Source organism: Oculatella sp. LEGE 06141 (genome assembly GCF_015207605.1).
Classification (GTDB): Bacteria; Cyanobacteriota; Cyanobacteriia; order Elainellales; family Elainellaceae; genus Oculatella.
In genome coordinates this window covers 13,790-38,844 of record NZ_JADEWO010000056.1, presented here as the reverse complement: position 1 = coordinate 38,844, position 25,055 = coordinate 13,790, and the positions used below count along the sequence as shown (strand labels likewise).

Annotated in this window: 21 protein-coding genes and 1 rRNA gene; 14 read left to right on the top strand and 8 right to left on the bottom strand. The window is 49.4% G+C overall.

Annotation, left to right across the window (positions count from 1 at the left end):
- The 5 genes from IQ268_RS25860 to IQ268_RS25840 form a co-directional block, all read right to left on the bottom strand.
- A 16S ribosomal RNA gene (locus IQ268_RS25860) occupies positions 1–116 on the bottom strand; the annotation flags it as partial.
- A 555-nt stretch (positions 117–671) separates the two neighbouring features.
- Positions 672–1,277 (bottom strand): FHA domain-containing protein, encoded by a 606-nt coding sequence (locus IQ268_RS25855; RefSeq protein WP_193885262.1) that lies wholly within the window; start codon positions 1,275–1,277, stop codon positions 672–674.
- A gap of 34 nt (positions 1,278–1,311) precedes the next feature.
- Positions 1,312–3,420 carry a substrate-binding domain-containing protein gene (locus IQ268_RS25850; protein WP_193885260.1) on the bottom strand — a complete coding sequence of 703 codons (2,109 nt, stop codon included), beginning with the start codon at positions 3,418–3,420 and terminating at the stop codon, positions 1,312–1,314.
- A gap of 63 nt (positions 3,421–3,483) precedes the next feature.
- Entirely contained in the window at positions 3,484–4,191 is a 708-nt protein-coding gene (locus tag IQ268_RS25845) for a response regulator transcription factor (protein WP_193885258.1), read from the bottom strand.
- Complete coding sequence (locus tag IQ268_RS25840; protein ID WP_193885255.1) at positions 4,188–5,345, bottom strand: sensor histidine kinase KdpD; 1,158 nt, start codon at positions 5,343–5,345, stop codon at positions 4,188–4,190. Before IQ268_RS25840 ends, IQ268_RS25845 begins: the two co-directional genes overlap by 4 nt.
- 636 nt (positions 5,346–5,981) lie before the next feature.
- Here IQ268_RS25840 and IQ268_RS25835 point away from each other — a divergent pair.
- From IQ268_RS25835 to IQ268_RS25790, 11 genes are all read left to right on the top strand, one after another.
- Complete coding sequence (locus IQ268_RS25835; RefSeq protein ID WP_193885253.1) at positions 5,982–6,857, top strand: Pvc16 family protein; 876 nt, start codon at positions 5,982–5,984, stop codon at positions 6,855–6,857.
- A gap of 97 nt (positions 6,858–6,954) precedes the next feature.
- On the top strand, positions 6,955–8,613 hold the full coding sequence (locus IQ268_RS25830; protein WP_193885251.1) for a phage tail sheath C-terminal domain-containing protein: 1,659 nt from the start codon (positions 6,955–6,957) through the stop codon (positions 8,611–8,613).
- Positions 8,614–8,688: 75 nt separating this feature from the next.
- On the top strand, positions 8,689–9,144 hold the full coding sequence (locus IQ268_RS25825) for a phage tail protein (RefSeq protein ID WP_193885249.1): 456 nt from the start codon (positions 8,689–8,691) through the stop codon (positions 9,142–9,144).
- Between the two features lie 58 nt (positions 9,145–9,202).
- Positions 9,203–9,697 carry a phage tail protein gene (locus tag IQ268_RS25820; protein WP_193885247.1) on the top strand — a complete coding sequence of 165 codons (495 nt, stop codon included), beginning with the start codon at positions 9,203–9,205 and terminating at the stop codon, positions 9,695–9,697.
- A 24-nt stretch (positions 9,698–9,721) separates the two neighbouring features.
- Entirely contained in the window at positions 9,722–10,069 is a 348-nt protein-coding gene (locus IQ268_RS25815; RefSeq protein ID WP_193885245.1) for a hypothetical protein, read from the top strand.
- Between the two features lie 25 nt (positions 10,070–10,094).
- Entirely contained in the window at positions 10,095–10,475 is a 381-nt protein-coding gene (locus IQ268_RS25810) for a phage tail assembly protein (RefSeq protein ID WP_193885243.1), read from the top strand.
- Positions 10,418–10,630, top strand: a complete 213-nt coding sequence (locus IQ268_RS33550) for a DUF6760 family protein (RefSeq protein WP_370584703.1) — start codon at positions 10,418–10,420, stop codon at positions 10,628–10,630. Before IQ268_RS25810 ends, IQ268_RS33550 begins: the two co-directional genes overlap by 58 nt.
- A gap of 171 nt (positions 10,631–10,801) precedes the next feature.
- Positions 10,802–13,741, top strand: a complete 2,940-nt coding sequence (locus tag IQ268_RS25805) for an FHA domain-containing protein (protein ID WP_193885241.1) — start codon at positions 10,802–10,804, stop codon at positions 13,739–13,741.
- Positions 13,742–13,833: 92 nt separating this feature from the next.
- The gene (locus IQ268_RS25800) at positions 13,834–14,841 is read left to right on the top strand and encodes an FHA domain-containing protein (RefSeq protein ID WP_193885239.1); all 1,008 of its coding nucleotides are present in this window, start codon (positions 13,834–13,836) and stop codon (positions 14,839–14,841) included.
- Between the two features lie 205 nt (positions 14,842–15,046).
- A complete protein-coding gene (locus tag IQ268_RS25795; RefSeq protein ID WP_193885237.1) occupies positions 15,047–15,328 on the top strand; it encodes a hypothetical protein in 282 nt (93 codons plus the stop codon).
- A gap of 121 nt (positions 15,329–15,449) precedes the next feature.
- Positions 15,450–17,189 (top strand): RluA family pseudouridine synthase, encoded by a 1,740-nt coding sequence (locus tag IQ268_RS25790; protein WP_193885235.1) that lies wholly within the window; start codon positions 15,450–15,452, stop codon positions 17,187–17,189.
- Positions 17,190–17,227: 38 nt separating this feature from the next.
- Here the strand turns inward: IQ268_RS25790 and IQ268_RS25785 are convergent, their stop codons facing one another.
- Both IQ268_RS25785 and IQ268_RS25780 read right to left on the bottom strand, forming a co-directional pair.
- On the bottom strand, positions 17,228–17,473 hold the full coding sequence (locus IQ268_RS25785) for a hypothetical protein (RefSeq protein ID WP_193885234.1): 246 nt from the start codon (positions 17,471–17,473) through the stop codon (positions 17,228–17,230).
- 171 nt (positions 17,474–17,644) lie between these two features.
- Positions 17,645–18,118 carry a hypothetical protein gene (locus tag IQ268_RS25780; RefSeq protein ID WP_193885233.1) on the bottom strand — a complete coding sequence of 158 codons (474 nt, stop codon included), beginning with the start codon at positions 18,116–18,118 and terminating at the stop codon, positions 17,645–17,647.
- Between the two features lie 147 nt (positions 18,119–18,265).
- On the opposite strand from IQ268_RS25780, the gene IQ268_RS25775 reads away from it, so the two are divergent.
- On the top strand, positions 18,266–18,943 hold the full coding sequence (locus tag IQ268_RS25775) for a response regulator transcription factor (RefSeq protein ID WP_193885232.1): 678 nt from the start codon (positions 18,266–18,268) through the stop codon (positions 18,941–18,943).
- Positions 18,943–20,475, top strand: a complete 1,533-nt coding sequence (locus tag IQ268_RS25770) for an ATP-binding protein (RefSeq protein WP_193885231.1) — start codon at positions 18,943–18,945, stop codon at positions 20,473–20,475. The genes IQ268_RS25775 and IQ268_RS25770 overlap by 1 nt, the downstream gene beginning before the upstream one ends.
- On the opposite strand, the gene IQ268_RS25765 is transcribed toward IQ268_RS25770, so the two are convergent.
- On the bottom strand, positions 20,472–21,293 hold the full coding sequence (locus IQ268_RS25765) for an SDR family oxidoreductase (protein WP_193885230.1): 822 nt from the start codon (positions 21,291–21,293) through the stop codon (positions 20,472–20,474). The two genes, IQ268_RS25770 and IQ268_RS25765, sit on opposite strands and share 4 nt — an antisense overlap.
- Positions 21,294–21,750: 457 nt before the next feature.
- Here IQ268_RS25765 and IQ268_RS25760 point away from each other — a divergent pair, with 457 nt between their 5' ends.
- Positions 21,751–24,957 (top strand): PAS domain S-box protein, encoded by a 3,207-nt coding sequence (locus tag IQ268_RS25760; protein WP_193885228.1) that lies wholly within the window; start codon positions 21,751–21,753, stop codon positions 24,955–24,957.
- Positions 24,958–25,055: the final 98 nt, after the last annotated feature.

Here is a 25,055-nt window from a genome sequence, read left to right as displayed (position 1 = left end):
GATTCTCACGCGTTACTCACCCGTCCGCCACTAAGCTCCGAAAAGCTCCGTTCGACTTGCATGTGTTAAGCAGACCGCCAGCGTTCATCCTGAGCCAGGATCAAACTCTCCATTGTGTTGAGTTTGGACTCTTCTTTGCCAAAGTAAATCGAGTTCCCTCTCTTCTCTTTGGTCTTCCTCTTCTTTTTGCTTCAGGTTTCCCTTCAGCTATTACTTGACGAGGTTTTGCTTTGACGCTTTCAAACTATTCTTTTGTCCAGGTTCTATACGCCTGAAGCTAGCTTTTCTACATTTTTGGCTTTCCAGGGCATCAGTTGTTCTGTTGAACGTTACAATCGAAAGCAGTAAATTTTACTCTACCCCTAGCGGTTGCCTGCTGCCGTGGCGCTAAATGTGGATAGCGCTTTTTTGGCACTCCCCCAATATAGCAGGTAATTTACTGGTTTGTGTGGCTGAAATCAGAAAAATCTAAATTTCTTTTTCAACTGATCGCTTACGCCTTGATGCGATGGCCTTCTGACAATTTTGAGCACTTGAACTCAGGTTTGCCACTCCAGAAACTCCAGTGTTGCCTGGAGCAAAATTGGTTGGAGCATACTTGGGTGCTTGATGAAATTGCTCTATATAGGCCCTATATAGCAGGCATGGGCAGTTTTGCTGAACAGTAATTTCTATGCGATCGCCACTGTGAAGTACACCAAACCCTCTTGCCCCAATTGCAACAAGACTCCATGCCCTAGACGATAGGGCATCCCTGGTCGCAGAAGACTACCATTCAGAAACGTGCCATTGCGGCTGGAATTATCCATGATCATGTAGCTGTTCTGAACGGCATCCCAATAGAGCCGGGCATGGGAACGAGAAACGACACCCTCATGGGGAAGCCCCGTTAGATCGACATCCGGTACTGTTGTACTGTTTTGCCCACGCCGCCCAATATATCCCTCATCCCCCTTTAGATAAAACTCTCGCCCACTTGGGTGAATCAGGCGAATACTGGGTCTCGAGACAGGTTGGGGAGGGGCTGGTTGAGATTGGGGCGGTGCTTGATACTCCGGGTAATAAGGTGAAGCTATCGGTGATGGGGATGGCTGAGCTGGAGTTGGCTTAGGCGGTGGGGGAACGACAGGTGGCTGTGGTGGTATCCCCGGAGATGCTTCTGGGGCTGGCAGGACGTTGCCCAACGGCTTACCACACATTGGGCATACTTTAGCGTTGCTGGGAAGTGACTTGTTGAAATACTCACAGCTTGGGTTGCGGCAGGGATTAATAGGCATGGAGGGGATGGCTCAGCTTGAGAGCGATGCACATTTAAGGACGACAATCCTCAGGGACAGGTTGCCGTGGGACTAAGCCAACGTTGTGCAAGAGACACTGACCCTGCTGAGTTTGCAGGAGTTCGGCAAACTTACGACCGGCTGCCGATCGCCTATTGTCCTTAGGGTATACCACAACCAGAGGATAGCCCAACGGGTAGCGCTCTGAGCTAAATACTTGTACATCCAGTTGAGGTGATGGTTTATCACACAGATCGGTTGTTGTCTGGATTGGAGTGCCATTCGCCTGTACCAGTGGCTGTACCGCTGTTCCCTTCTCCTTTCTAATCGCAAGGGGGTAGCCTGAACACTGATCCCAGATCTTGCTTAGAATGCTAAAGCTGACTATTCCCGATCGGTTAGCATCAAACTCATCGCGCATCTGCCGCAACGTGTCAACGGTTGCTTGCGGTTCTACCCGTTGCCGGAACTGGGCGATCGCCCCAGCATCATTGTTCAAGACCAAGGTTTGAAACTGATGAATCGCTTCTGGTTCAGTCGGAATCCGTAATGAGACTGGGAGATCGCGTCCGCCTAACTCCTGCCAGTTGGTAATCTCTCCGGTGTAAAGCCGCCGCAAATCGGTCAGGCTAATTTGTCCATTCAACGCCTCCGGCAGGTTTTGGGCTGTGTCGTTCGGTGGAATGAACACTAGTAAACCATCGTAAGCAATGGGGATGGCTTCTAATGCTTCCGGCAAATTGTTGGTCAGGCTGGTGATTGCAAAGGCAGCTTGACCGTCTTCTACAGCTTGGAATAGCGCTGATTGCGCTTCATTGCGACTAGGATTCGTTTCTGAGTGAATGCCCTGGTAATCGAAGTAGGCTTCCACATTGGGCTGTGGCTTGTTGAGACGTTCTTGTAACGTCCCCCCTGGAAGAGGGTAGCGCAGGACAAAGTTCCAGGTTCCGTTTTGTTCACTAATATAGGTAACGCGGTTCGGTTCTAACCCGCTTACCCCGGCAAAGTCTTTCAGGAGTTCATTGTAGGTGACGTTGGGGTAAGACGGGGATGGTTTGGGTTTCAAGGCATACCAGAGTCCACCGCCCAGGAGAAAGATAGCCAACAGGCCCAGTAGAGTTAATCCAATCTTCTTTGTAGTGTGCTCCGGAACCTCTGGCGCAAGATCAGCAATATGGGAACTGTTTTGCTCGCCCGTGGGAAGTTGCAACAGCGTTTGGCGGGCGGCTTCTGCGCTTTCAAATGGCGCTTCTACTCGCAGCAAACGCAGTAGAAATGACTTAAGATGCAGATCCTCTGTCGCCAGGGGGTGGTGGTTGAATTGCTCCAGGGACGACTCAGGCGTTAGGTTGGAGGACTGTCCTGTCCACAGATTAATGGCAAGTTGGCCGAGAGCAACCAGATCTTGAGCCGGTTGGGAAGGGATAGAGGTGAAGCCAGGGTTAAATAAAAACTCCCACTCGGCTAAATCGCAAAGATAAACATAAAACTGTGCCGAATCGGCAAGGAACAACACACTTTCCAGGTTGAGATTGCCGTGAGCAATGCCCTTATCGATTTGTCCAGATGGACGGCGAAACTTCTGGCTGTGGATGAATTGTAGGGTTTGTAGGGTCTGATTAAGAACATCACGCACTTGAGATGCATTCATTGCGCCATAGGTTGCCAGATAGTGTGTCAGCGTGAGGGCAGTGTCTTTTTGTTGGGTGATCAAGTAGCACCGTTCGTCTCGGGGATCGGCGATCGCCTCCAGGGTTTGAATCAGCCGAAAGTCCTGAATTCGCCCATCTGCCGGACTCAACCCCGCAATTCGAACAAAGGTTTCCTGCCGTTGTCGGGCTTCCTCTGCATTGAAACACCGATTTGGCAGCAAATATTCCTTAATCACAACGGGTTGAGCATCACTGAGCCGCATCCCAGCGTACAAACGCCCCCAACCTCGCGCCCCTAAATAGTGTTTAACCTGATAGGTGCCTCGTCTGCCTTTGATTTCTCGTTGAGGCGATAGGGTAGTTGGGAAGCCACATTCCATACAGAACCTCGCTCCCTTGTAGTCTTGAAGCGTTTTCTGCGGCTGATCGCAACGAAGCGGAGCCGTCCGAGAACAGCGGTACTCCTGAGAATATGGGTCAGAGAGGTGCACCTGAGAAACTCCTGACTAAATTGAGCAATGAAGGGAGATTGGGCAATGAAGGGAGGTTCAATTTTAATTTTGCGATTTCAACTGGATAGTTTCGTCGGGTTGGACTAAGCCTAGTTTAAAGGCAGCAATGATAGCTTGAGTTCGACTTGTAACCTGAAGTTTTTCAAAGATGCTGGTGAGATGCGCCTTGACCGTTGCCACCGTGACATATAAGTATTTAGCAATTTCGTCATTGGATGCCCCTTGGGCTAACCAGCCCAAGACCTCTCGTTCACGTGCGGTTAAATGAAGCTGCTGGTGAGCCTGCCGTTGAGATTCTTTATAAAGCTGAAACAGCCGAAAGAAGCCACTTGCGACCTCTGGCGGCAAATACACTTCAGAGTTGAGAATGGTTTTGATCGCCTCAAATAATTGTGTGCCTACGCGGTGTTTGAAAACATATCCCGATGCGCCTGCTTGCATAGCATGAAAAATCCATTCATCTTCTTGATGTCCTGAGAGAACTAAAACTTTGCTGGTACATCCCAACTCTGGCAAGTGTAAAAGTACAGTGATACCGTCACTCTCTACCAGTTCTAAATCTAAAAGAATGAGATCGGGGTTGTACTGCTTGATTAGCGGTAGCGCTTGCTCAGCCGAGCCAGCTTCGCCAATGACTTCCAGGTCTAAAGCATGGTTGGTTGTGTAAAACCCCAGTAGGGTTTGTAAGCCCTGACGAAACTGAGGTTCATCATCAATGAGTAAGATATGTAACCTCTGAACGGTCGTCATGAACTTTCTCCCATTTGCCTGAGGCGAGGTAAGGTTAATGAAAAGCTTGCCCCGTTCTCTGTTGGGGGTTGTGCCCAGAGGCTACCCTGGTGGTCTAGCACAATTTTTTTGGCGATCGTCAGCCCTAATCCAGTTCCACCTGGACGACGCGAGTAAAAAGGATGGAAGATTTTTTGCACCTCTTCGGGTGATAACCCTGGCCCTTGATCTGTAATTTGGATTAGAACTTCTGATTGGAAGATGCGCCAATCTACATTGATCGAACCAAACTGTGGGCTAAAATGAACCGCATTGCTCAACAGGTTGTCGAACACTTGCTTCAGTTGCAGGCGATCGACCATTAACATGACCGAGGTTTCTGGAATATCGATCGTTAACTGCTTTTGCCGAATGAAAGGCTGTAGTCCTTCAATGCTTTGACTCATTAAATCACGCAGGTCTTGCAGCGTGACTCGAAGATGGCTCCCTTTGCCGCAATTAATCAGGTTGGTTAAGTTGGTAAGGATGTCTTCAGTTGTATTGTGAATTACTGTTACTTGCTCTTGTAAGCTGCCACCGGGTAAGCCTAATCGCAAGTTTTCTGCATAAAGCGAAATCAACCCCAGAGGATTGCGTAACTGATGCCCAACCCGGTGTACCACTTGTTCTAATAACTGAATTTCAGCCTGTTGGTCTAAAGAGTTGCGGTATAAATTTAAGTAGTTTATGAGCTGTTTGGCACAGTTCAGCAAACCAGACTTCGAAGCAGATTCCAGCGGCTGATGGGTAACTATTAATAGATATTCGGGAGCTTGATTTCGATATCCTAAGGGGCAAACGTAGCCCACTGCTGCGATCGCTGCCAAAGATAATTCAGTTAACGTTAGAACTAGCGGAAAGTCGGATAGCCAACTGTTCGATTTTAGATAAGCTAGAGTTTCCTGCGTTAATCCAGGAGCCGTTAAAGGTTGGCTATTAACATCTTGATGCGCTTTTAAGTAGGGGTCATAATAAACAATTCGAGCGAACAAAATCGGCAGGTGTGCCGCTAGTTGATCGGCCTGAAATTGACAGAAATCGCTTAACTCATTACTCGTTAGGGCATCTTGACCAGTCGGAGTCGCGAGCGTGGAAGGCTCGGCAGTTGATTTGGAATCTTGTACTTTAAGCTGCATAAATTTGACCTTCTTCACACTTAGAAAGTCTGGCTTTAGGCTGGCTGAACGGCTCAGCCAACCCAGTGTTTGTATTATGGAAAACCCTTTCAGTTACGGTTAGTACCCTGGAGGGTACTATTCTCTAAGCCTGAAACATGTACTGACCATACAACACGTTAGACGAAACACCCCTGTAGTTGCGATCGCCCACGCTGTTTGTACTTTTGCCTGATTGCGTTCCATTGAAATGAGTTAAGCCGAATCTCCATCGAAGAGATTGAGCAAAAGGCAGAGGCAACGATTGAAGTAATAAAACTTAAGAAGTTTTAAAGTCTTGATATCTATGGTTGTGCCATGTTTTAAGTTTGAAAGGGTTACCCTCCAACGGTTACTAAAACGACGGTAGTAGATGCTGCTTTGTAGTGACTAAGCTTTTGCACGTACTATTTCGTATCGCGCAGAAACAAGTTTGTATTGATGAGATCACGATACCGCAACTCTACGCTTGACACAGCAAAGCTTAACAACTCATACAGAATTGTTTGTCGTCTATCTTAAGTATGGCTACAGACAAAACTTTCGACGTAAGTCTAATTCCGCGAGCGCCCTCTCTTTATTAGAACTAATGAAGTAAGAGACATTAGGGAAGGCGGCATGTTGGTCTCCGTACTTCAGACCCTGGCAGAGATTCTGGCGGGAGGGACTTCCCTCACCAGTACAGAGCAAATTGACTTCAGCCGTCCTGGAAGCCGGAGAGATGAGGGAACAGGGCCATCACTGAACCTTTACTTCTACGACATTCGCGAAAGTAAGCAAGTACAACATTCTGGTCGTCAGGTTGAACGCAAACTCTCGGAGGGGCGATCGTCCACCGGAGGCGCTCCGCGATCGCAAACGGCTAAGGTGAACTGGTCTCCCGATTGGTTCGACGTTTCGCTGCTCATTACAGCCTGGGATCGAACGGCGCTAGGAGAGTACCACCTGCTAACCGAAGCCATTTCGGTTTTATTACGCCACCGATCATTACAAGAGAGCTTTTTAGCGCCTGACCTGCGAGGCTATGGCAACCTGTCCCTATCTGTATCTACCGCACCTGCCGTTGAAATTGGCACACTGTGGAGTGCCCTCAGTCTGCCGTTGCGCCCTGCTGTCTATCTCACTGTTGCTATTCCGTTTGAACCCCAGAGTGCGGTTGCACCCAGGGTTTGGGAGCGCATCATCAATCTTCATAGCGACTGGAACCGTTCTGGACAGTCTCAGCTCCTAACGCGACGGGTGGCAATGGCTGGCATTGTCAAACATGCCGTCACAGCGCAACCCTTACCCGATACAGCAGTGACCGTTGTGGATACAGACAAACGTACGGTGAGCGATCGCGACGGCCTATTCTTTTTTGAAGACTTGCGCGATGGCAACTATGTGCTGAACCTGCAACGTCCCGGCTATTCGCTTCAGAGCTGCAATGTTCTGGTTGATGGCAGCAGCGTCTTCAAAGAAATTGTCTTGGTTCCTAACCCTTCAACCTCCTGAGGCTTGTTTGACTACCAGAGACGTTTTCGAGTAACCCCCTTCAACCTGTACCGATAGATTTTTAGCCAAAATAACCTGATTTGGAGTAGACCTTATTATGCCTAGACTCGATTATTTTGCTCCAGGTGTCTACATTGAAGAAGTAGACCGGGGGAGCCGCCCCATTGAGGGCGTTAGTACTGCCGTTGCTGGGTTTGTCGGGTTTACCGAGGAGGTTCGCGGTGGGGCTGAACCGTTCAAGCCCATGCTGGTGACAAATTGGACGCAGTACCTCAGCTATTTTGCTCGCCCCGATTCGGACGGTTTCACAGACTTTAACGCCTATTTGCCTTTCTCGGTATACGGGTACTTCATGAACGGGGGCGGTCGTTGCTGGGTTACCAGTATTGGCACACAACTGCCCGGTGCAACCCCACCCAGCACGCAGCAAGCTGCTACTTTGCAAATTCCAGGCCGGGGAAATCGCCCGTCACTTAATGCAACGCTACGTCCAGAACAAGCCGGGGCCGGTACGATTCGACTTGTCGTGACGGATGGGTCGCCCCGTGCCCTGCCAGAAGGGTCTGAAGCAGAGCCACCTGCCGATACAGGCGACTACTTTACGCTACAAATCCGTCGAGGTGAAGAACTGTTAGAGCAGTATGAAAACCTGACGATGGACCCTGACACACCTAGCAACCTGGGCACCTATGCTGTTCCGGCAATTCGTTCATCGCTGTACATCACGTTGGAGGACGTTGCCCAACAGAGACGACCCGCCACCCGCCGCCCGGTTAATGGAATTTATGATTTATCTCCTCCTATTCTTCCGTCTCGGCTTGATGAATTTTCGCGCGATTTGGAAGGGGTACGGGACGATCGCACCGGGGTTCGGGGCTTGCTCGAAATGGATGAAATTACCATGTTGGCCTGTCCTGACTTAATGCGAGCCTATGAAGCACAGCTCATGAGCTTAGATCAGGTTCATGGCATTATGGATCTGATGGTGAGTGCCTGTGAAGGGGCTGCCGATGGCGATATTCCCAATCCGCCCAATCGCATGGTTGTGTTTGACCCACCCTCCGATCGTGTCAAGCCTCAGGAAGTGGTGGAATGGTTAGGTCAATTCAACCGTCGCTCCATGTTTGCGGCGCTTTATTATCCCTGGATTAAAGTTCGCAATCCCCGAGATGGCAAGGCGATCGCTGTTCCTCCCTGTGGGCATGTTATGGGAGTGTGGGCACGAACCGACGAAACTCGCGGTGTTTACAAAGCCCCAGCCAACGAAGTCCCCAGGGGTGTTTTGGGTCTTACCTACGACACCAACTTCCGTGAGCAAGAACTCCTCAACCCGCTCGGCATTAACTGTATTCGCAATTTCCCAAACCGCGGTATTCGCATCTGGGGCGCACGAACGCTGGTGGAGCCAGATAAAACAGAATGGCGTTATATCAGCGTTCGCCGCTTGATGAGCTACATCGCTAAATCCATCGAATTGGGTACCCAGTGGGCTGTATTTGAGCCAAACGATGAAGACCTATGGGCACGAGTTCGCCGTACAGTCAGTAACTTTTTGGAGCGGATTTGGCGAGAGGGCGCGCTATTTGGCGAAACGCCTGCTCAAGCCTTCTATGTCAAATGCGATGCCGAATTAAATCCGCCCGAAACCATGATTTTGGGACGTTTATACATCGAAGTAGGAGTGTGTCCAGTCCGCCCGGCTGAGTTTGTGGTCTTCCGCATCAGCCAGTGGAATGGAGTAGAAGACAACGAATAACGCCATCCTGAGGCGAGTTCTACGTTTGGACATGGCTTTACGTACTCATTCTTTTGCATCATTGAGAGGTTCAACATGCCCGGTGAATATTTAACAGCCTGTAAGTTTTACTTTGAGGCCGATGGAATTACGGACAAGTTTATTAAAGAGATCAGCGGATTGGGGGTCGAGAACACTCCGGCTCAGGAAGTGCATGGATCGACTCGAAAAGGCGTAATTACTCGACAGGCCACTCCCACTGTCGTTAAGTTTACCAACATCACCGTTAAAGTCATTGCCACTGACGACATTGACCTGTACGAGTGGTATCAGAAATGTAACGAAGACATGGGCGATCCACGTCAATGGTCGCAAAACCGTAAAGGGGCTTCGGTGGTTGCTTATGACCAACGAGGAGAAGAAAAAGCCCGATGGAACATCGTTAACTGTTATCCCTGCAAGTACACAGGGCCAACCCTTGCCGCATCGGGCGGCGACATGGCGAATGAAACCATTGAATTGGTTCATGAAGGAATCAAGCGCGTCCGGTAACTCGTTGCAGTTCTTTTAGAGATATTATCCCTCCTGCCTATCAGCCAGCCTTAGAACCATGCCAACCGGAACCAATGCATTCGAAATTCTGACCGCCCATCGCTTCTACCTGGGGCTAGAACTGGATGATTCTCAAGATGGCATTGACGGTATCTTTCTGGAATGCCGGGGCTTTCAACAAACCCAGGAAGTCATCGAGGTGTGTGAGGTAACCCCTCAAGCATGGGGTTCCGCAGGAGCGACGCAAGGCCGGGTAGTACGAACCAAGATGCCCGGTAATGTGAAAAGCGGCAATCTGACGTTGCGGCGAGGGATGACACTTTCTAAAACGTTTTGGACATGGTTTCATCAAGTGCAGGAGGGGAATTGGGCAAAGCAGCGCAAAGATGCGTCTCTGGTCATTTACGATCAGGCATCGGCTGAAGTGGCACGGTTTGATTTCTCTAGAGCGTGGCCTACCAGTTACAAATTTACGGATGTCAGCGCTCGCAGCACAGACATTGAGATTGAAGAATTGGAAATCGCGTTTGAGGAGTTTAAGCGAGTGAGTTAATGAACGAGTTGATTGAGGCTTTTTATGTTTCAAACTGAATTTGAATTTACCTTGCCAAAGGGCTATTTGGACTCAGACGGTAATCTTCACCGCAAAGGGATTATGCGGCTGGCAACGGCGATCGATGAAATTGCACCCCTGCGTGATCCGCGTGTGAAGGCTAATCCAGCCTATGCTACCGTCATCATTCTATCTCGCGTTATTACCCGTTTGGGGGCGTTAAGTGACCTCTCACCGATGGTGGTAGAGGAATTTTTTGCTCAGGATTTGAACTACCTACAGAATTTTTATCGTCGTATCAACGAACTGGAGGATGATAACGATAGAACAAACGATGTTGAAACAGTGTCCCGATCGGCTGTTGAAGTGTAAACGGTTGTTGGATTTGTATTGATCTATGGCTCGTAAAGATAAGCCTTGTACAGAATTTTCATTTACCTTACCTAGAGGATGGACGGATGACCAGAATCGTGTCCATCGTCAGGGACGGATGCGGTTAGCCACGGCGAAGGACGAACTCTGTGTGCAACGCGAGCCTAGCGTAAGGGATAATCCGGCTTATGCTGCCTTGATAATGCTTTCGCGGGTAATTGTGCGGTTGGGGAGTTTAACCTCCGTTACCCCAACCCTATTAGAGCAGTTGACCATTCGAGATATTGCCTATTTGCGAGAGTTCTACAATCGGCTCAATCAGCAGGGAGATGTTCACGTTCCAGCCCAATGTCCCCATTGTCAAACGGAATTTGCAGTGGAGTTGACTTTGTCGGGGGAGTCTTAAGCTACCCCTCCGAGCAGCTTTACGAGGAGGTAGCATTCATTGCTTATCACTTCCACTGGTCGCAAGATGAACTTTTGAACCTGGAACACATCGATCGCCAGCGATGGGTTAAGGAGATTAGTAGAATTAATCAGCGATCGCAACCACTATCTTGAAGCATCCAATTTGCCTGTAGTGCTGTTTTCAGGGTTCCGATATAAATAAAACGTTATTGTCTATTCAATCTATAAATACGGGTTAGTCCTCATCATTTTGCTGAGATTGTTGCTGAAATTGTTGCTGAAAAGGTTATGCAAGTTACTCTCTAGAACTAAACTACTGAAGCCATGAAAGTCAAAGTCATTAATGCACAAACTCAAATCGAAGTCAGGGAAATCAACCTATTTGACTTTACTGCCCTAACCGGCGAATGTTTAATGGGACGTTCACCTAATTCGGGTTTAGTTCTAGATAGTCCGGATGTAAGCCGCTTGCACGCCAGATTTGCCTTTGAAGATGGGCACTACTATTTTTATGATCTGGGTAGCGCCAATGGTTCATTGGTGAATGGACAAATTGCTCATGCGAACCAGGGGTATTTACTTCAGCCTGGAGACATTGTGCGGGTAGGTGAATTTATCTTGATTCTGCAAGATATCAATGAACTGCTTGAAGATTTATCGGCAACGGTCGTTGGAGATCCCAATGCGACTGTTGTTAGAGGTTGGCAACCCAGTTTAGTTGAACCACTTGCAGCACCCACACCGGAGATTGAGAGTCCACAGCCTGAACCCGTTGCACACGATCGCCCTTTTGAAGTAGAGCCGATCTCGATAGCCGCTGAATCGCCTATCGAAGAGGCGGAGTCTACTTCAGCTATTCATTCCTCTGATATTGAAACACCGCTTGGCGTTACTGATTTAGAACCGTCTCGCTCCAGTGCAGAAATTGAAGCTCACGAAACTCCGACTGCGGCTGAAGCGGTTAACGTTCAGTTAGAGCCAGTTATCAGTGAGCCAATCGATCAATTTGTGTCATCCAGATCGGTAGAAGCTGAAGTAGAAGACGTTGATGAAAGCGTGGCTGAATCTGTCGAGATAGAAGAGGCGATCGCTCCATCCTTCAACGATGATGTTTTTGCTGAAACAACAACGATTCAGCAAGATGAAGTGATCGAAGATATTGAACCCACAGAAGAGAACGTCATTGAATCTGCCGTGATAGAAGAGGCGATCGCTTCATCTTTCAACGATGATTTTCTTGCTGAAACAACAACGATTCAAACCAATGAGGCGATCGAAGATATTGAAGCCACAGAAGAGAACGTCATTGAATCTACCGAAATAGAAGAGGCGATCGCTCCATCCTTCAACGATGATGTTTTTGCTGAAACAACAACGATTCAAACCAATGAGGCGATCGAAGATATTGAAGCCACAGAAGAGAACGTCATTGAATCTGTTGAGATAGAAGAGGCGATCGCTCCATCCTTCAATGATAATTTTCTTGCTGAAATAACAACGACTCAGACCAATGAGGCGATCGAAGATATTGAACCGACAGAAGAGAACGTCATTGAATCTGTTGAGATAGAAGAGGCGATCGCTCCATCCTTCAATGATGATGTTCTTGCTGAAACAACAACGATTCAAACCAATGAGGCGATCGAAGATATAGAAGCCTCAAGTGCCCCTAACCTGGTTGCAAGCGGATCTGCTGATGAACCAGTAGAGCCGTTACTGGACGATCAAGCTCCCCTATTTGATGTTCCGCCTGATGAAGCAACCGTGATTCAATCGGATAGCATGGTTGAAGCGACCGAACCAGTCTCTCAACCGAGGCGATTGACCGAGATCGCCATGCCAGATCTCTGGTCTGAACCAGACGAACTAGATGAACTGACAATCACGCCGTTAGCAGATGCAGCAAATACTGAGCCTGCGATCGCTGATGATCTGACCGTTATTCAACCTGCTACAGACGATGAGACGATCGCTTCCGTCTCTGAATCACCTGAAATGGCAACTCCTCTAGAGAGAACAGAAGAAGTATCTCTAATCTCTGAGCCAGTTCCCGGCGCGATCGATTTTAATGACCTGGCTGAGCCAATAACACCCATTGAAGAACCAACGGTGGTTCCGGCTGAAGGTCGTGGTGAAACAAGCGATCCAGTTTCCACCGTTGAAGCAGTGCTTCACACTGAGCCAGTGGCTATGGAACCTGAAGACGATTTTGGAGATAGTGTCAACACAGATGCGGTTGTAGTCGATCCAGTCGAAGCTGAGCTAACCGCTGCGCCAACCGTGGTTGATGTTGATACTGCGATCGCTGAACCTGTAGTTGTAGCCCTGGATGAACCTGCGGAGGATGTCACTCAGGTTGAATCGCCGGAGGCAGCTTTCGAAGCAGTAGAAACATCATTCATAATAAACACAGAGCCTGCTGTCAGCGATCCCGCTTCAACGGATACGTTAGAAAAGGATGAAGCATCAGACCTGGCTGATTCATTAGCGATCATTGAAAACTCACAAACGACCAGTGCAGATGCTAGCGAGACGGAATTAGACCTCGAATCGTCAGATATCAATGATTTAGATCATCTAGAGACTATCCCGCCGCCCTCAGACGTTGTCGAAGCGATCGAAGCAATCGATGTAATGATAGCGGCTGATGCAGAGAGCGATCAACGCGATGCACTGGTAGATCCAGTTGCTGAGATTCTATCCGATCGCTCTGAAGTAAAAATTGATGAGCCAGTAGTTTTAACTCCCGATGATGGGCTAGATACGGCGATCGCAAGTGACCCCGCAGCAGTTGAAGCGGATATAACGACTGACGCTACACCCTCCATTCCTGCACCTGTTCAGGAAATACCCGCAATTCTTAAGCAGAAGTACATCGCCCTCATGGCGCACGACAGCCAGCGGGCAGAACTGATTCAACTGGTTGCCCGTCATCAGGAGTTCTTTTCACAGTGTTTAACCATTGCGACACCTGCGATCAATGACCTCTTGAAGCAGCAGATTGGAATTGAGGTCAGCCAACAAACCCCTGTTATGCCACCGGGAGGATATCAAGCTGTTAACAGTCTGGTCATGTCCAACCAGGTTTTGGCAGTTATCTTCTTGAGAGATTTCCTCATTCCTCATTCCACACAAGCTAACGATGAGGCACTTTCTCGTTCATGTAATGTCAACAAAATCTTGTTTGCCAATAATATTCCAACCGCTGAAGCGATCGTTCATTATATCCGTAACGTCATTGCATCATTGGAGGGGCGCGAGTAAAGCGTATTTGAACTGTAAACTGCATGGAGTCCTCGACTTCACTCTTAACTGATTACTGTTGACCCTTAGGACGATACCAGGTAGCAGAAGCCATGAAAATCAAAGTTCTCCATTCAGAAACTCAAGCTGAAACGAAAGAACTTAATCTCACTCATGCGATCGCAGATGGAGAGGAGTGTTTTGTTGGACGATCGCCCAACTCCGGTCTTGTCCTGGAGGGTTCTAACATCAGCCGACTTCATGCTAAGTTCTGGTGCCAGGATGGGCAGTACTACTTTTGCGACCTGGGTAGCAGCAATGGTTCAATGATCAATGGCAATCTGGCTATAGCGAACCAGCAGCATTTACTGCAACTAGGGGATACTCTACGGATTGGCGACTTTGTTCTCTTGCTGGAAGCAACCTCGCGTCCTACCGAAGATTTGGCAGAAACGGTGGTGTCGGGTCTGGATGCAACGGTTGTAACAGGATACCCCGGTGGAACAGCACCCGTAGACAGCACAGCCAGTTCTGAACCTGAGACAGAGCAAGTGATTCATGCTGAATTAGTGAATGAAGAATCATCCGCCATTGTCAAGGTAGAAGTGCCAGAGCCAGAGCCAGAGGACGATTTACAAACTCAAACCAAAGCCTTGTTTGTTGCCATCAATGCGAGGGTGGTTGCCGAGTTAAGAGCCGCAGGTAATCTGACTCGTGAAACGTACCTCAAAGCCATCCGCAATGCCAGAGAATCCGTTGAACATAACAAGCTCATTGATCCCGTGCAGTTCGAGAAAGAAGCTGAAAAACAATGGCAATTCATTACTAAAAACACAGTCAGAATGGGTACCCAGTTAGGATCGGTTGCTCGCCAGGGAGCCGTCCAGTTGGGCAGTCGTTTGGGTGCAGCGGCAAAAGCGGCCTGGCGAGAATTCTTAGCGCCTCAATCTAAACCAAGCCAGGAAACAGCGGCAGAACCACCTCAACCCAATCCTGTCCCGATAGAAGATACACCCCAACTTCAATCGCAGGACGAACCCGAAGGAGTAGCAGAGACCCTTCAACCGCAGGACAAAACAGCAGATGTACCGCCATCTAATTTGTCAGAGCCTGAAAGCTAATGTGATTAGCTGTATCTTTGCAGGATGATTGTGCGATAGTGGTGCGATCGCCGTTCGGAGGCGACTCCACATTATTCACAACGGACTATATCATCTTGATGATGCCACTCGTACAGTCGTAAGGTACTGTCATTAAAGCTTCCTGCTCTGAATAAAAAGGGCTGGCACGATCGCCATCTAACATGATTGAGATCAATATGAGTTCATGCAATACTTTGCGGGTTTAGTTGTGTTTGCAGGAATTGGTTCATTTCTGATTACAGATACAATCGTTTTTTATCAAGACTGGAAACGGCGCGATCGCTCAGGCTTCTCGTATGTAGACCTGATTCGCCTCCTGTTCTTAGCTGCAATGACGGCAGTTGGTTACAGGGTAGCCTCAGGCACGTTTCAGGCTCCCAACGACTGGATTCGCTTTTTAGCAGTTGGGCTGATTGGTGCCGTTTCTGCTCATCTCATTGCTCAATGGTGGAAATCGTCCCGTTAAGATGTGCCCTGCCTACAGTTTAATAGGGTAAGGAAATAGAGTAAGTCATAGTTTAGAGTGGGACTACGACCTATGTACGAGTCCTTCCCGCTCTCTGATCTCATCTGTAGCTAACCTTGCTATGCTTTGCACATCAGTTCTTCATGCACTTTCAGAGTTTGTTACGCAAGATGTTGCCTTGAGTGACTCACCTGTGGCGTATTGGTATGAAGGACGTTCTCCTCAAAACGGCGACAGGTTAAGGTTACCCCGTACTCCCTTAGCAGAGGCGATCGCCCGTGGTTTAATGCATCATCTCTGTGCCGACGAGCCTTGTGAAGGTAAAATGTACGGCGTGCTTTTAGTCAAAACTCCGTCTGGAGAACAGCGGGTACTCAAAGCGTTTTCTGGATTGCTAAACGGCAACAGCAGGGTAGACGGCTGGGTTCCACCTATTCCAGGACGAGATCAGGTTGCCCTGGAGGAAGCTCGCACCCTGGCTCAACTGGATGCACTAAAGCAAGAGCTGATAGCCTTACAACATTTGCCAGAACGCCAGCAATATGGCATCAGTCGCCAGTCGTTTGAAACACACCTGCACACTCTGGCTCTAATTCACCGACAGCGCAAAGGCGATCGCCACCACCAGCGGCAGCAAATGTCTATTACCCTGAGCGGTCAAACGCTGGCGCTTGCCTTAGAGCCACTGGAGGAGCAAAGCCGCCGGGATGGAATGGAACGACGACAACTGAAGCGCCAACGAGATGCCGCATTGCATCCCCTGCAACAAGTAGTGGAGCAAGCCGACCAACGAATGCATGAGCTGAAACAACAGCGCAAGCAGCTATCCCGGCAGCTCCAATCATTGATGCACAGCACCTATAGCCTCACCAATTTCCTGGGAACCTCTCTGTCCATACAGCAGTTGATGCCACACGGTTCAATTCCTACCGGAACAGGAGACTGTTGCGCTCCTAAACTGCTGCACTATGCCGCCGTGCAGGGGCTGGTGCCATTGGCAATGGCCGAGTTTTGGTGGGGCGCGGCTTCAACCAATGGAGATAAGATTCAGGGAGAATTCTACGGAGCCTGTACGGAACGTTGCCAGCCGTTAATGGGATTTTTGCTGTCAGGGCTACCGCAGCGGCCAACCGAGCCACTCCGGTTTGGTCGCCCTACTCCCTTCTATCATTCCACTTCTGCTCAGGAGAGGGGCACAGAGCAGTCTGGCCTATCCGTAACAGACGGTCAGGCGTTGGCCATTCTTTACGAAGATCAATGGATTATTGCAGTCAATAAACCGGCTGGATTACTTTCGGTACCTGGTCGTTACAGCGATCGCCAGGATAGTGTCCTCAGCCGTTTGCGCCAGTGGCGATCGGACGGGATGGCGCTCGTTCCAGTTCATCGGTTGGATCAAGATACATCCGGCATTCTGTTAGTTGCTCGTGATTTACCTAGCTATCGTCAACTGAGCCAGCAGTTTCAGCAACGGCAGATTTACAAAGAATATGAAGCGATACTAGCTGGTGTCATCAGGGTCGATCGGGGAGTCATTGAATTGCCGCTGTGGGCAGATCCAGACGATCGCCCTTACCAAAAAGTAGATTGGCAACGCGGCAAACCCAGCACAACGCGCTTTCAAGTGGTGGAGCGCAATCAGCATTCTACTCGTGTTGTGTTCATGCCAGTCACCGGACGCACCCATCAGCTCAGGGTTCATGCGGCTGATCCAAACGGATTGGGGCTACCGATTTGGGGCGATCGGCTATATGGAAGCGCTATTGGTACCGATCGGTTGTATTTACAGGCAAAGAAGTTGTGTTTTGAGCATCCCCAAACTGGACAACGTCTTCAGTTCCACGCAGAACCACCGTTTTAACGAGTCATGATCCGTTGCTGATTCAACCAGAGTTTAGCTCAGCCAAGACTGTAGGACGCTGGCTTCCCGTTGACTGAAATAATGTGATCTAATCGAATCTCGGTGCCATCGTCTAACTTGAGGTAATCGGCCTTGTTGAAGGCATAAACATCAGCAATTCGACTGTTTGTTTCAACCTGCTCATTGACCTCGTTGCGGTAGAGGATCTGGCAGGTTTGACGCAGAGTTGCCAATGCTTCTAGCTCATCATGAAAATCGCAACTGATTAGGGTGTAGTCGTTCATGAGTGGCAGACTCCTGGAACATAGGGATTGTAATGAGTCTACTGTGGCTCTGGTGTAGGGACAAGCAATTAGAAATGAGTGTGACTCAACCTGCTCCCTAAATCCCCAGGTCTAGTTCAACGTTCCCCAGAATTTAGGGAATTTAGGGGAGGCTACTTTTTCAAACGATGTCTAACGGGCATCAGGTTGTGCGGCACCTGGTGGGCGATCGTCCGAAGGCCGACGGTTTGCCTCCAGCGCTTCTCGTAATGCCTCTTCAGTTACGCCCAATCGTTCTGCTGCGGCTGCAAAATCGGGTCGCGGACGCTCACCTCTAGCTGGACGGCTGCCCGGTGCTGGCGGTTCAGTTGGCAGTCCCAGGGCTTCCTTTAGTTCTGCTTCCGTGGTTCCTAATTGTGCCGCCGCCGCTGCAAAATCTGGAGGTCTATGCCCCCTCTGGCCTCGTTGCCCTCTTTGTCCTTCTCTTTGCTGGCCTCCTTGCCCCCTTTGTCCTTCTTGCTGGCCTCGTTGCGACGGAGATGGAGCAGCATTCTGTGCCACTACAGATTGGCTGGGCAGAGCGATCGCCTGTTCTGAAACAGCGATTAAGGTTCCCATTACAAGAGGAATAGCAGACAAGACTAAAAAACAGCGATTCATCGTCATAGATTAACTCCTGAAGTTGAGCCTTCTAATGTGGCTATGCTTCGATTAAGTCAATCCCAAATGACAGTTTGCCCACCGTCCTAATTACAAAACTGTAATTTAGTGCAGCGGATGCTGGGGGTACAGTAAAAGGGATAGGAGACTGCTATGAACGTTCTGTTCGTTGAGGATGAGCCTAAAATTGCCCACTTCGTCCAAATCGGATTGAAGGAGCAGGGGTTTGTCGTTGACTATTGCGACAACGGAGATGACGGCTATATCCAGGCCATAGACAATGAATATGATGTGATTGTGCTGGATATCATGGTGCCTGGAAAGGATGGGCTATCTATCCTTAAGAGCCTGCGCCGCGCCGGACAGAATGTGCCAGTCATTTTGGTGACCGCTCGCAACGAACTGGACGATCGGCTGGAAGGGTTGAACCTGGGGGCAGATGACTACATTGCCAAACCGTTTTTTGTAGAAGAGCTGGTTGCTCGAATTCATGCCGTCGTGCGTCGAAGTGTGGGCGATCGCCAAAATCTGCTCTCGGTTGGCTCGCTTAAACTCGATCGCATCACACGGGAAGTCACCTGCAACCAGCAACAGGTGGAACTCACCACCCGCGAGTTTAATCTGCTGGAATATTTGATGCGCTCTCCGGGTCGGGTCTTCACCCGTACCCAAATCCTGGAACGCATCTGGGGCTATAATTTCAACCCCAGTACCAATGTTGTTGATGTTTGCATTCAGCGACTCCGCAGGAAAATTGACCCAATGAGTGAGTCAGGCTGGATTGAAAGCATCCGGGGCGTAGGCTATCGGTTTCGCAAACCAGAATCGTGATGGTCAATCTCCGCAACTGGCGACACTCCTTTCGACTGCGAATTGCGCTGCTGTCTGCGGCTCTGGCAGGTGGTGCCTTAATCGGGTTTGGGGCCGCCTCCTGGTGGTTAATTTATGATGCCAAGGTCAGCCGTTTGGATGCCACCCTGGAAAACCAGTTGATGCGAACAGCCCGACCTCGATCGCAGGAACCAGATCGATGGCAGTTCTTAGAAGACTCACTCGCCCGTGACTTTGAAACAAACGAAGCGGCTCCCATTGCGCTGTGGATCGTTCGTGCAGATGGCCATACACTTTATCGCTCGGATGACTGGCCTACGGATCTGAATTTGGGTTTATCATGGCGCTCTCCTGGCTACGATTCATCGTCCTGGCGACCTTCGCCACCAGATGCCTCCTCACCAGATGCCGATTTACCACCAGGCCGCACACGAACGCCATCATTAGAGCATTCGTCAAACCATTCGTCGCTCCGTCCTGAGCGCCCCTCAATGCGGCCACCCCCCAAACCTCGCATAGTTACCCACCGAGCGACAACGGGAGCCTGGCGCGTAGGCATCACTGCTTTTCCCTCTACAACAGTGGCGATCGCGGTTAGTTTACACGCCGTCGATCAGGAAATGATGGTGATTCGTAATGTCTTCTTAATTGCAATTCCCGGTATCCTGCTGCTCATTGCTGGAGGGGCATGGAAGCTATCAGGTAGCGCGTTGCAGCCCATTCATCAGCTCACGAATGTCATTCAAAATGTTACAGCCCAAGGGCTAGATCAGCGAATTCCCGTCACTGAAATCGACGTGGAGTTTGTTGGTTTGATTCAGGTTTTTAACCAAATGCTGGAACGGCTAGAACGCAGTTTTAAGCAAGCTTCTCGCTTCAGTGGGGACGCGGCTCACGAACTGAAAACGCCCCTCACGATCTTACAGGGCGAACTAGAACGAACGTTGCAACAGGTGGAACCCGGTTCCGAGATCCAGCAGAACTTAGGCAACTTGCTGGATGAGGTGCGTCGCCTGAGCGAAATCGTGCGGAAACTGCTGCTGCTGTCTCTATCGGATGCCGGACAAATGAGTTTGTATCGCGTCCAGGTTAATGTCTCCGAAATTTTGGTGGAAATAGCAGAGGATATGGAACTGCTAGCACCGGACTTAACCGTGACCACGGATATTGCAGCAGGATTGCAAGTACAGGGCGATCGCGATTTGCTGACCCAGGTTTTGCAGAACTTGATCAGCAATGCTATTAAATACAATTTACCCAACGGCTGGATTCAAATTCATGCCCACCTGCAAGAGGCAGTGATAATTGTCACCATCAGTAACGCTTCCAGCCCGATTCCAGCAGCCGATCGCGATCGCATTTTCGATCGGTTTCACCGGGGCGATCCAGCCAGAACACGAAAAATCGAGGGAATTGGGTTGGGGTTAAGTTTGGCTCGCGAAATTGTGCGGGCGCACCAGGGCACCCTCACCCTCGATCGATCGCCTTCCGCTCAAACAGCGTTCACCCTGCGACTCCCTGCTTCTGTCTAAAAAACCATGTTGGGATACTTGAACGAGTACCCGGCCTCTCTCAATTTTTGATTGGACACCCTGGCGTTGTAAGGGCGGTTGCTTTGACTCGTAGCATCCCAGGTTACTGGCGACAAATTGTTTTGCCGACAGACTTGCTCCAACACCATTCGTGTGGTGAGCGGTTTACTGTGTACCAGATTGTAAATCCCGTGGAGCTGATGCGATTGGGCAAAGTCGATGGCACCCACAATATCGTCTAAATGAATCCAGTTACTCGCATCGGAACCATCACCGGGTCGGGTGGTACCAGCGGCTCGGGCAAAGATTTTGGCTAGTTCGCGTCCGGGGCCATAAATGCCGCCTAGCCGCAAAATGCAAACCTTGAGCTGGTCATTGGCTGCGTCCAGTAACCGTTGCTCAGTTTCAGCCAAAATTTCGCCATTGCGGTTGGCTGGGGCAACTGGCGAGGTTTCATCTACCCAGGCTCCCTGGCGATCGCCATACACCGCGTAGCTGCCAGTGTAAATTAGTTGTCGCACGCTAGACACCGATTGCAGCGCTTGCACCACGGTTTTCGCGGTTTGCAGATAGGTTTCTTCATAGGCATCGGCTCTGGGTGCGCCAACGCTCAGCAACACGGTGTGTTGCCCTTCCAGTTCCGCTTGCATCGTTGCGGTATCGTTACCGCTCAACAGAATGGCTCGATGCGCCACTGCTTCCAATTCTGCAATTCGAGCAGGTGTGGTAGTTGTAGCTGTGACCGTAAACCCATGATGCTGCCACTGTCGAGCGATCGCTTTACCCACATATCCGCATCCAATAACGATGACGTTCATAGTTTGTTTGCGTTAGTTCCCTTGCTTAGTGTCGCATGAGCCGCTCCATTCTCGTTGGAACGGTGCCGCACCCAGGCAGACAGGCGAGAAGGCACCCATAGCCGAATGGCACTGAAATAAGTGCGTTCATTCCGGGCTTCGACTACGCTCAGCCCTCACCAACGAGGGCTGAGCGTAGTCGAAGCCCGGTCTATACTAATGGCACAGCTTTGTTTCAGTGCCATTCACCTATAGCCACCTGGTGGTGAAACGAAGGATTGCACCTGAGCAAAAACAGTGGTGTTACCGTGGAACATCAGCAATCCTGCTGGACAAGATCCAGCGACTCGGCTGTAAGCAACCCCCTAAAGTTGGGTAAAACTAGTAATTAGGATTCTAATGTTCTGATAAATGTTCGGTTCAGGGTGAGCTTGGGTGATTCAAAGCTGCGTACAACCACTGGTTTGCCCAACCCACAATGGATCACCTCCAGCAAAGCGAACCACAACAAATGCTCAACGGGCTGCTTGATACTCTAATTACTCTAGTTACTACCCATATCATTATTTCGGTTGGCTACTTCGGCGTTGCGTTGCTGATTTTTTTGCCCCTTCTACGTAAACATCAAAAGGCTCCTTTAGTACTGGTCACCCTTCTAGTTTTCTGCGCCTTGGGGCATGGTAGCCATGTTCTGCTAATTAGCATTGATGGACATTACCATAGTTCGCCTCTGCTCCTCAAAATGCAAATGGGGATGGATTTAGCAGCAGCGATCGTGGCGGGTGTGTATATGGCGCTATGGTATTACTCTAGCGTTTGGCTTGAAGGTTCGTTGTTAACGACCTCACAACCTGCATTGGCTTCAATGAATGCCAACCGGAAACTGTTGCTTGGAGAAGGAACCGCTAAGTTAGCTCAAACCAACGCCCGATTGGAACCCGAACTCGCTAAACGCCAGCACGTTCAACCGCCACACGAACAATTTGAACAAGACATAGAAAGACGAGTCGCGGAGCGCACCGCAGAACTGGTTCAGCAAAACAGGGCGCTCCAATCTGCGCTGCTGGAACATCAACAAGCAGGAATGCAGTTACGGCAGTCTTACCAATTACTGCAACGGGTCATCAGCAGCATTCCCGAAGCCATTTTTTGGAAAGATTGTCACTCTAGCTATCTCGGCTGTAATCATCAATTTGCGAAGGCAGCAGGGTTAGACTCACCAGAAGCAATTGTTGGCAAACATGACAATGACCTGGCCTGGAAACCGGAAGAGGCCGATGTGCATCAACAGTGCGATCGCCGAGTAATGGAGTCTGATCAACCAGAAGTGACGATTCAGCCACAGCTTCAGGCAGACGGCAAGTCAGTCTGGCTGGAAACGCATCGAATTCCATTGCATGATGTGGCAGGTAATGTCATTGGTATTCTTGGCACTGTCAAAGATATTACTGTCCTGAAGCAAGCTGAGGTAACGCTACAGCAGTTAAATGAAGAGCTTGAAGATAGGGTTGAAGCTCGTACCATTGCGTTACGGCAGGCGATCGAACAGCTACAGTGTGAAGCGGAGGATCGTCGCGAGGCAGAAGCAGCCTTAAGCCTGAGTGAAACCCGATTCCGTAAGCTGGCGGCCAATGTACCCGGAATGATTTATCAGTTCCAACTGAACCTCAATGGTTCTATCACGTTTCCTTATCTCTCATCGGCGTGTCGAGAACTCTACGAGCTAGAACCAGAAGCCGTACAGCAGAATGCTTCTTTAATATTCGATTCAGTTCATCCAGACGATCGCACTAGCCTCACCAGTTCCATTATTCACTCTGCTCAAACCTTACAAACCTGGGAGTGGGAAGGACGAATCATTACCGCTTCAGGGCAGATGAAATGGGTACAAGGGGCATCCCGTCCCGATCAAAAAGCCGATGGCGTGATTGTTTGGGATGGTTTGCTGATTGATGTGAGCGAACGCAAGCGGGTTGAAAATGAACACAAACAAGCCGAACTAGCGCTACGCCGCAGCAACGCCATTCTAAAAGCGCAGCAGGAAGTGGCGATCGACGGCATTTTGGTCGTTGACGAACATAATCAGGTCGTCAGCTACAATCAACGGTTTTGCCAGATCTGGGAGTTGCCAAACTCGCTGGTTCAGCAGGGCGACGATCGCAAAGTCCTGGAATTAGTGCTCACAAAACCCCAAGATCCAGACGAATTTATTGCCAAGGTAATTTATTTATATCAACACCCAGAGATTGTTAGCCAGGACGAAATTTTGCTCAAAGATGGTCGGACGCTAGAGCGTTATACCGCAGCCATGCACTCACCGGATGGAGATTACTACGGTCGAATTTGGTACTTCCGCGACATCACCGAACGCAAGCACATCGAAAACGAACGTGAGCAGACTGAACAAGCCCTGCGCTGTAGCGAACAGCGGTTTCGAGATATCAGTGAAGCCGCTGGAGAATACATTTGGGAAGTAGACAACAACGGAATTTATACGTTCATAACTGGCAAGGTCAAATCGGTTAAAGGGTATGAGCCATCTGAACTGCTTGGGCGATCGCCGTTCGAGTTTATGCCCATTGAAGATATTGAACCAGTTCAAGCCATTCTTCAGGACGCTCATGCCCAAAAAAGTGTCTTTAAGCTCGAACATCGCGATATTTCGCCATCGGGCGATATTTTGTGGGAGGAGGTAAATGGAGTTCCCCTGCTAGATGATCAGGGCGAAATGCTTGGCTTTCGCGGTGCCGGATTAAACATCACAGAGCGCAAACAGGCAGAGTTCCAGCTCCGTGACTCAGAAACTCAGTTGAAGCAGCAGGCCAATCAACTCCAAACCACTTTACAAGAATTGCAGCGAACCCAATTGCAACTGGTTCAAAGCGAGAAGATGTCGGGTCTGGGGCAGTTAGTGGCAGGCGTGGCGCATGAAATTAACAATCCAGTGAATTTTATCTACGGCAATTTAGGTTACGCAAATGGATACACTCAAGAATTGCTGAAGCTGATAAAGCTGTATCAGCAGTACTATCCTGCACCGCATCCCGTTATCCAGGCTCAAGTGGAAGCGGCTGAGTTAGATTTCCTGATTGAAGATCTACCCAAACTATTGAGTTCTATGAAAATGGGTGCAGACCGCATCCAAAAAATTGTGGCATCTCTGCGAACTTTCTCTCGCATGGATGAAGCCGAAATGAAAGCGGTTGATATTCATGAGGGACTCGATAGCACCTTGATGATTCTGCAAAATCGGCTCAAGGCAGGCTCTGGCCGTCCCGAAATTCAGATCATCAAAGACTATGGCTGCTTACCGCTTGTAGAGTGTTATGCAGGGCAGCTCAACCAGGTCTTTATGAACCTTATAAGTAATGCAATTGATGCCTTAGAAGACGTTTTTGATAGACAGGAGCCTATTGATCCTGCAATCATCCTCTGCACAGAAGCGATCGCCTCTGACTGCATCCGTATTCAAGTGATTGACAATGGTTCAGGAGTTCCTGAATCGATAAAAACCCGATTGTTCGATCCCTTCTTTTCAACAAAACCTGTCGGTAAAGGAACAGGTATGGGGTTATCCATCAGCTATCAAATTGTGGCAGAAAGACATGGTGGTTCGCTGCGGTGTGTTTCAGATCCAGGCCAGGGAACAACGTTCATTGTTGAGATTCCTATTCGGCAAACCTGACTGTAACCATCAGTACATTTTTATTGTTTCTTGAGCTAGCTCATTCGGAATATTACTTTCGATAGAGAGGCGATCGCTCCATTGGACGATGCGACTTG

What these genes read in the sequence shown, in the direction of transcription:
- IQ268_RS25785 (WP_193885234.1), bottom strand. Translation starts at nt 17,473, where the DNA reads ATGAACGACTACACCCTAATCAGTTGCGATTTTCATGATGAGCTAGAA.
- IQ268_RS25835 (WP_193885253.1), top strand. Translation starts at nt 5,982, where the DNA reads ATGTTGGTCTCCGTACTTCAGACCCTGGCAGAGATTCTGGCGGGAGGG.
- IQ268_RS25845 (WP_193885258.1), bottom strand. Translation starts at nt 4,191, where the DNA reads ATGACGACCGTTCAGAGGTTACATATCTTACTCATTGATGATGAACCT.
- IQ268_RS25760 (WP_193885228.1), top strand. Translation starts at nt 21,751, where the DNA reads ATGGATCACCTCCAGCAAAGCGAACCACAACAAATGCTCAACGGGCTG.
- IQ268_RS25765 (WP_193885230.1), bottom strand. Translation starts at nt 21,293, where the DNA reads ATGAACGTCATCGTTATTGGATGCGGATATGTGGGTAAAGCGATCGCT.
- IQ268_RS25770 (WP_193885231.1), top strand. Translation starts at nt 18,943, where the DNA reads ATGGTCAATCTCCGCAACTGGCGACACTCCTTTCGACTGCGAATTGCG.
- IQ268_RS25830 (WP_193885251.1), top strand. Translation starts at nt 6,955, where the DNA reads ATGCCTAGACTCGATTATTTTGCTCCAGGTGTCTACATTGAAGAAGTA.
- IQ268_RS25775 (WP_193885232.1), top strand. Translation starts at nt 18,266, where the DNA reads ATGAACGTTCTGTTCGTTGAGGATGAGCCTAAAATTGCCCACTTCGTC.
- IQ268_RS25840 (WP_193885255.1), bottom strand. Translation starts at nt 5,345, where the DNA reads ATGCAGCTTAAAGTACAAGATTCCAAATCAACTGCCGAGCCTTCCACG.
- IQ268_RS25855 (WP_193885262.1), bottom strand. Translation starts at nt 1,277, where the DNA reads ATGCCTATTAATCCCTGCCGCAACCCAAGCTGTGAGTATTTCAACAAG.
- IQ268_RS25820 (WP_193885247.1), top strand. Translation starts at nt 9,203, where the DNA reads ATGCCAACCGGAACCAATGCATTCGAAATTCTGACCGCCCATCGCTTC.
- IQ268_RS25825 (WP_193885249.1), top strand. Translation starts at nt 8,689, where the DNA reads ATGCCCGGTGAATATTTAACAGCCTGTAAGTTTTACTTTGAGGCCGAT.
- IQ268_RS25795 (WP_193885237.1), top strand. Translation starts at nt 15,047, where the DNA reads ATGCAATACTTTGCGGGTTTAGTTGTGTTTGCAGGAATTGGTTCATTT.
- IQ268_RS25815 (WP_193885245.1), top strand. Translation starts at nt 9,722, where the DNA reads ATGTTTCAAACTGAATTTGAATTTACCTTGCCAAAGGGCTATTTGGAC.
- IQ268_RS25800 (WP_193885239.1), top strand. Translation starts at nt 13,834, where the DNA reads ATGAAAATCAAAGTTCTCCATTCAGAAACTCAAGCTGAAACGAAAGAA.
- IQ268_RS25810 (WP_193885243.1), top strand. Translation starts at nt 10,095, where the DNA reads ATGGCTCGTAAAGATAAGCCTTGTACAGAATTTTCATTTACCTTACCT.
- IQ268_RS25805 (WP_193885241.1), top strand. Translation starts at nt 10,802, where the DNA reads ATGAAAGTCAAAGTCATTAATGCACAAACTCAAATCGAAGTCAGGGAA.
- IQ268_RS25790 (WP_193885235.1), top strand. Translation starts at nt 15,450, where the DNA reads ATGCTTTGCACATCAGTTCTTCATGCACTTTCAGAGTTTGTTACGCAA.
- IQ268_RS33550 (WP_370584703.1), top strand. Translation starts at nt 10,418, where the DNA reads ATGTCCCCATTGTCAAACGGAATTTGCAGTGGAGTTGACTTTGTCGGG.
- IQ268_RS25780 (WP_193885233.1), bottom strand. Translation starts at nt 18,118, where the DNA reads ATGACGATGAATCGCTGTTTTTTAGTCTTGTCTGCTATTCCTCTTGTA.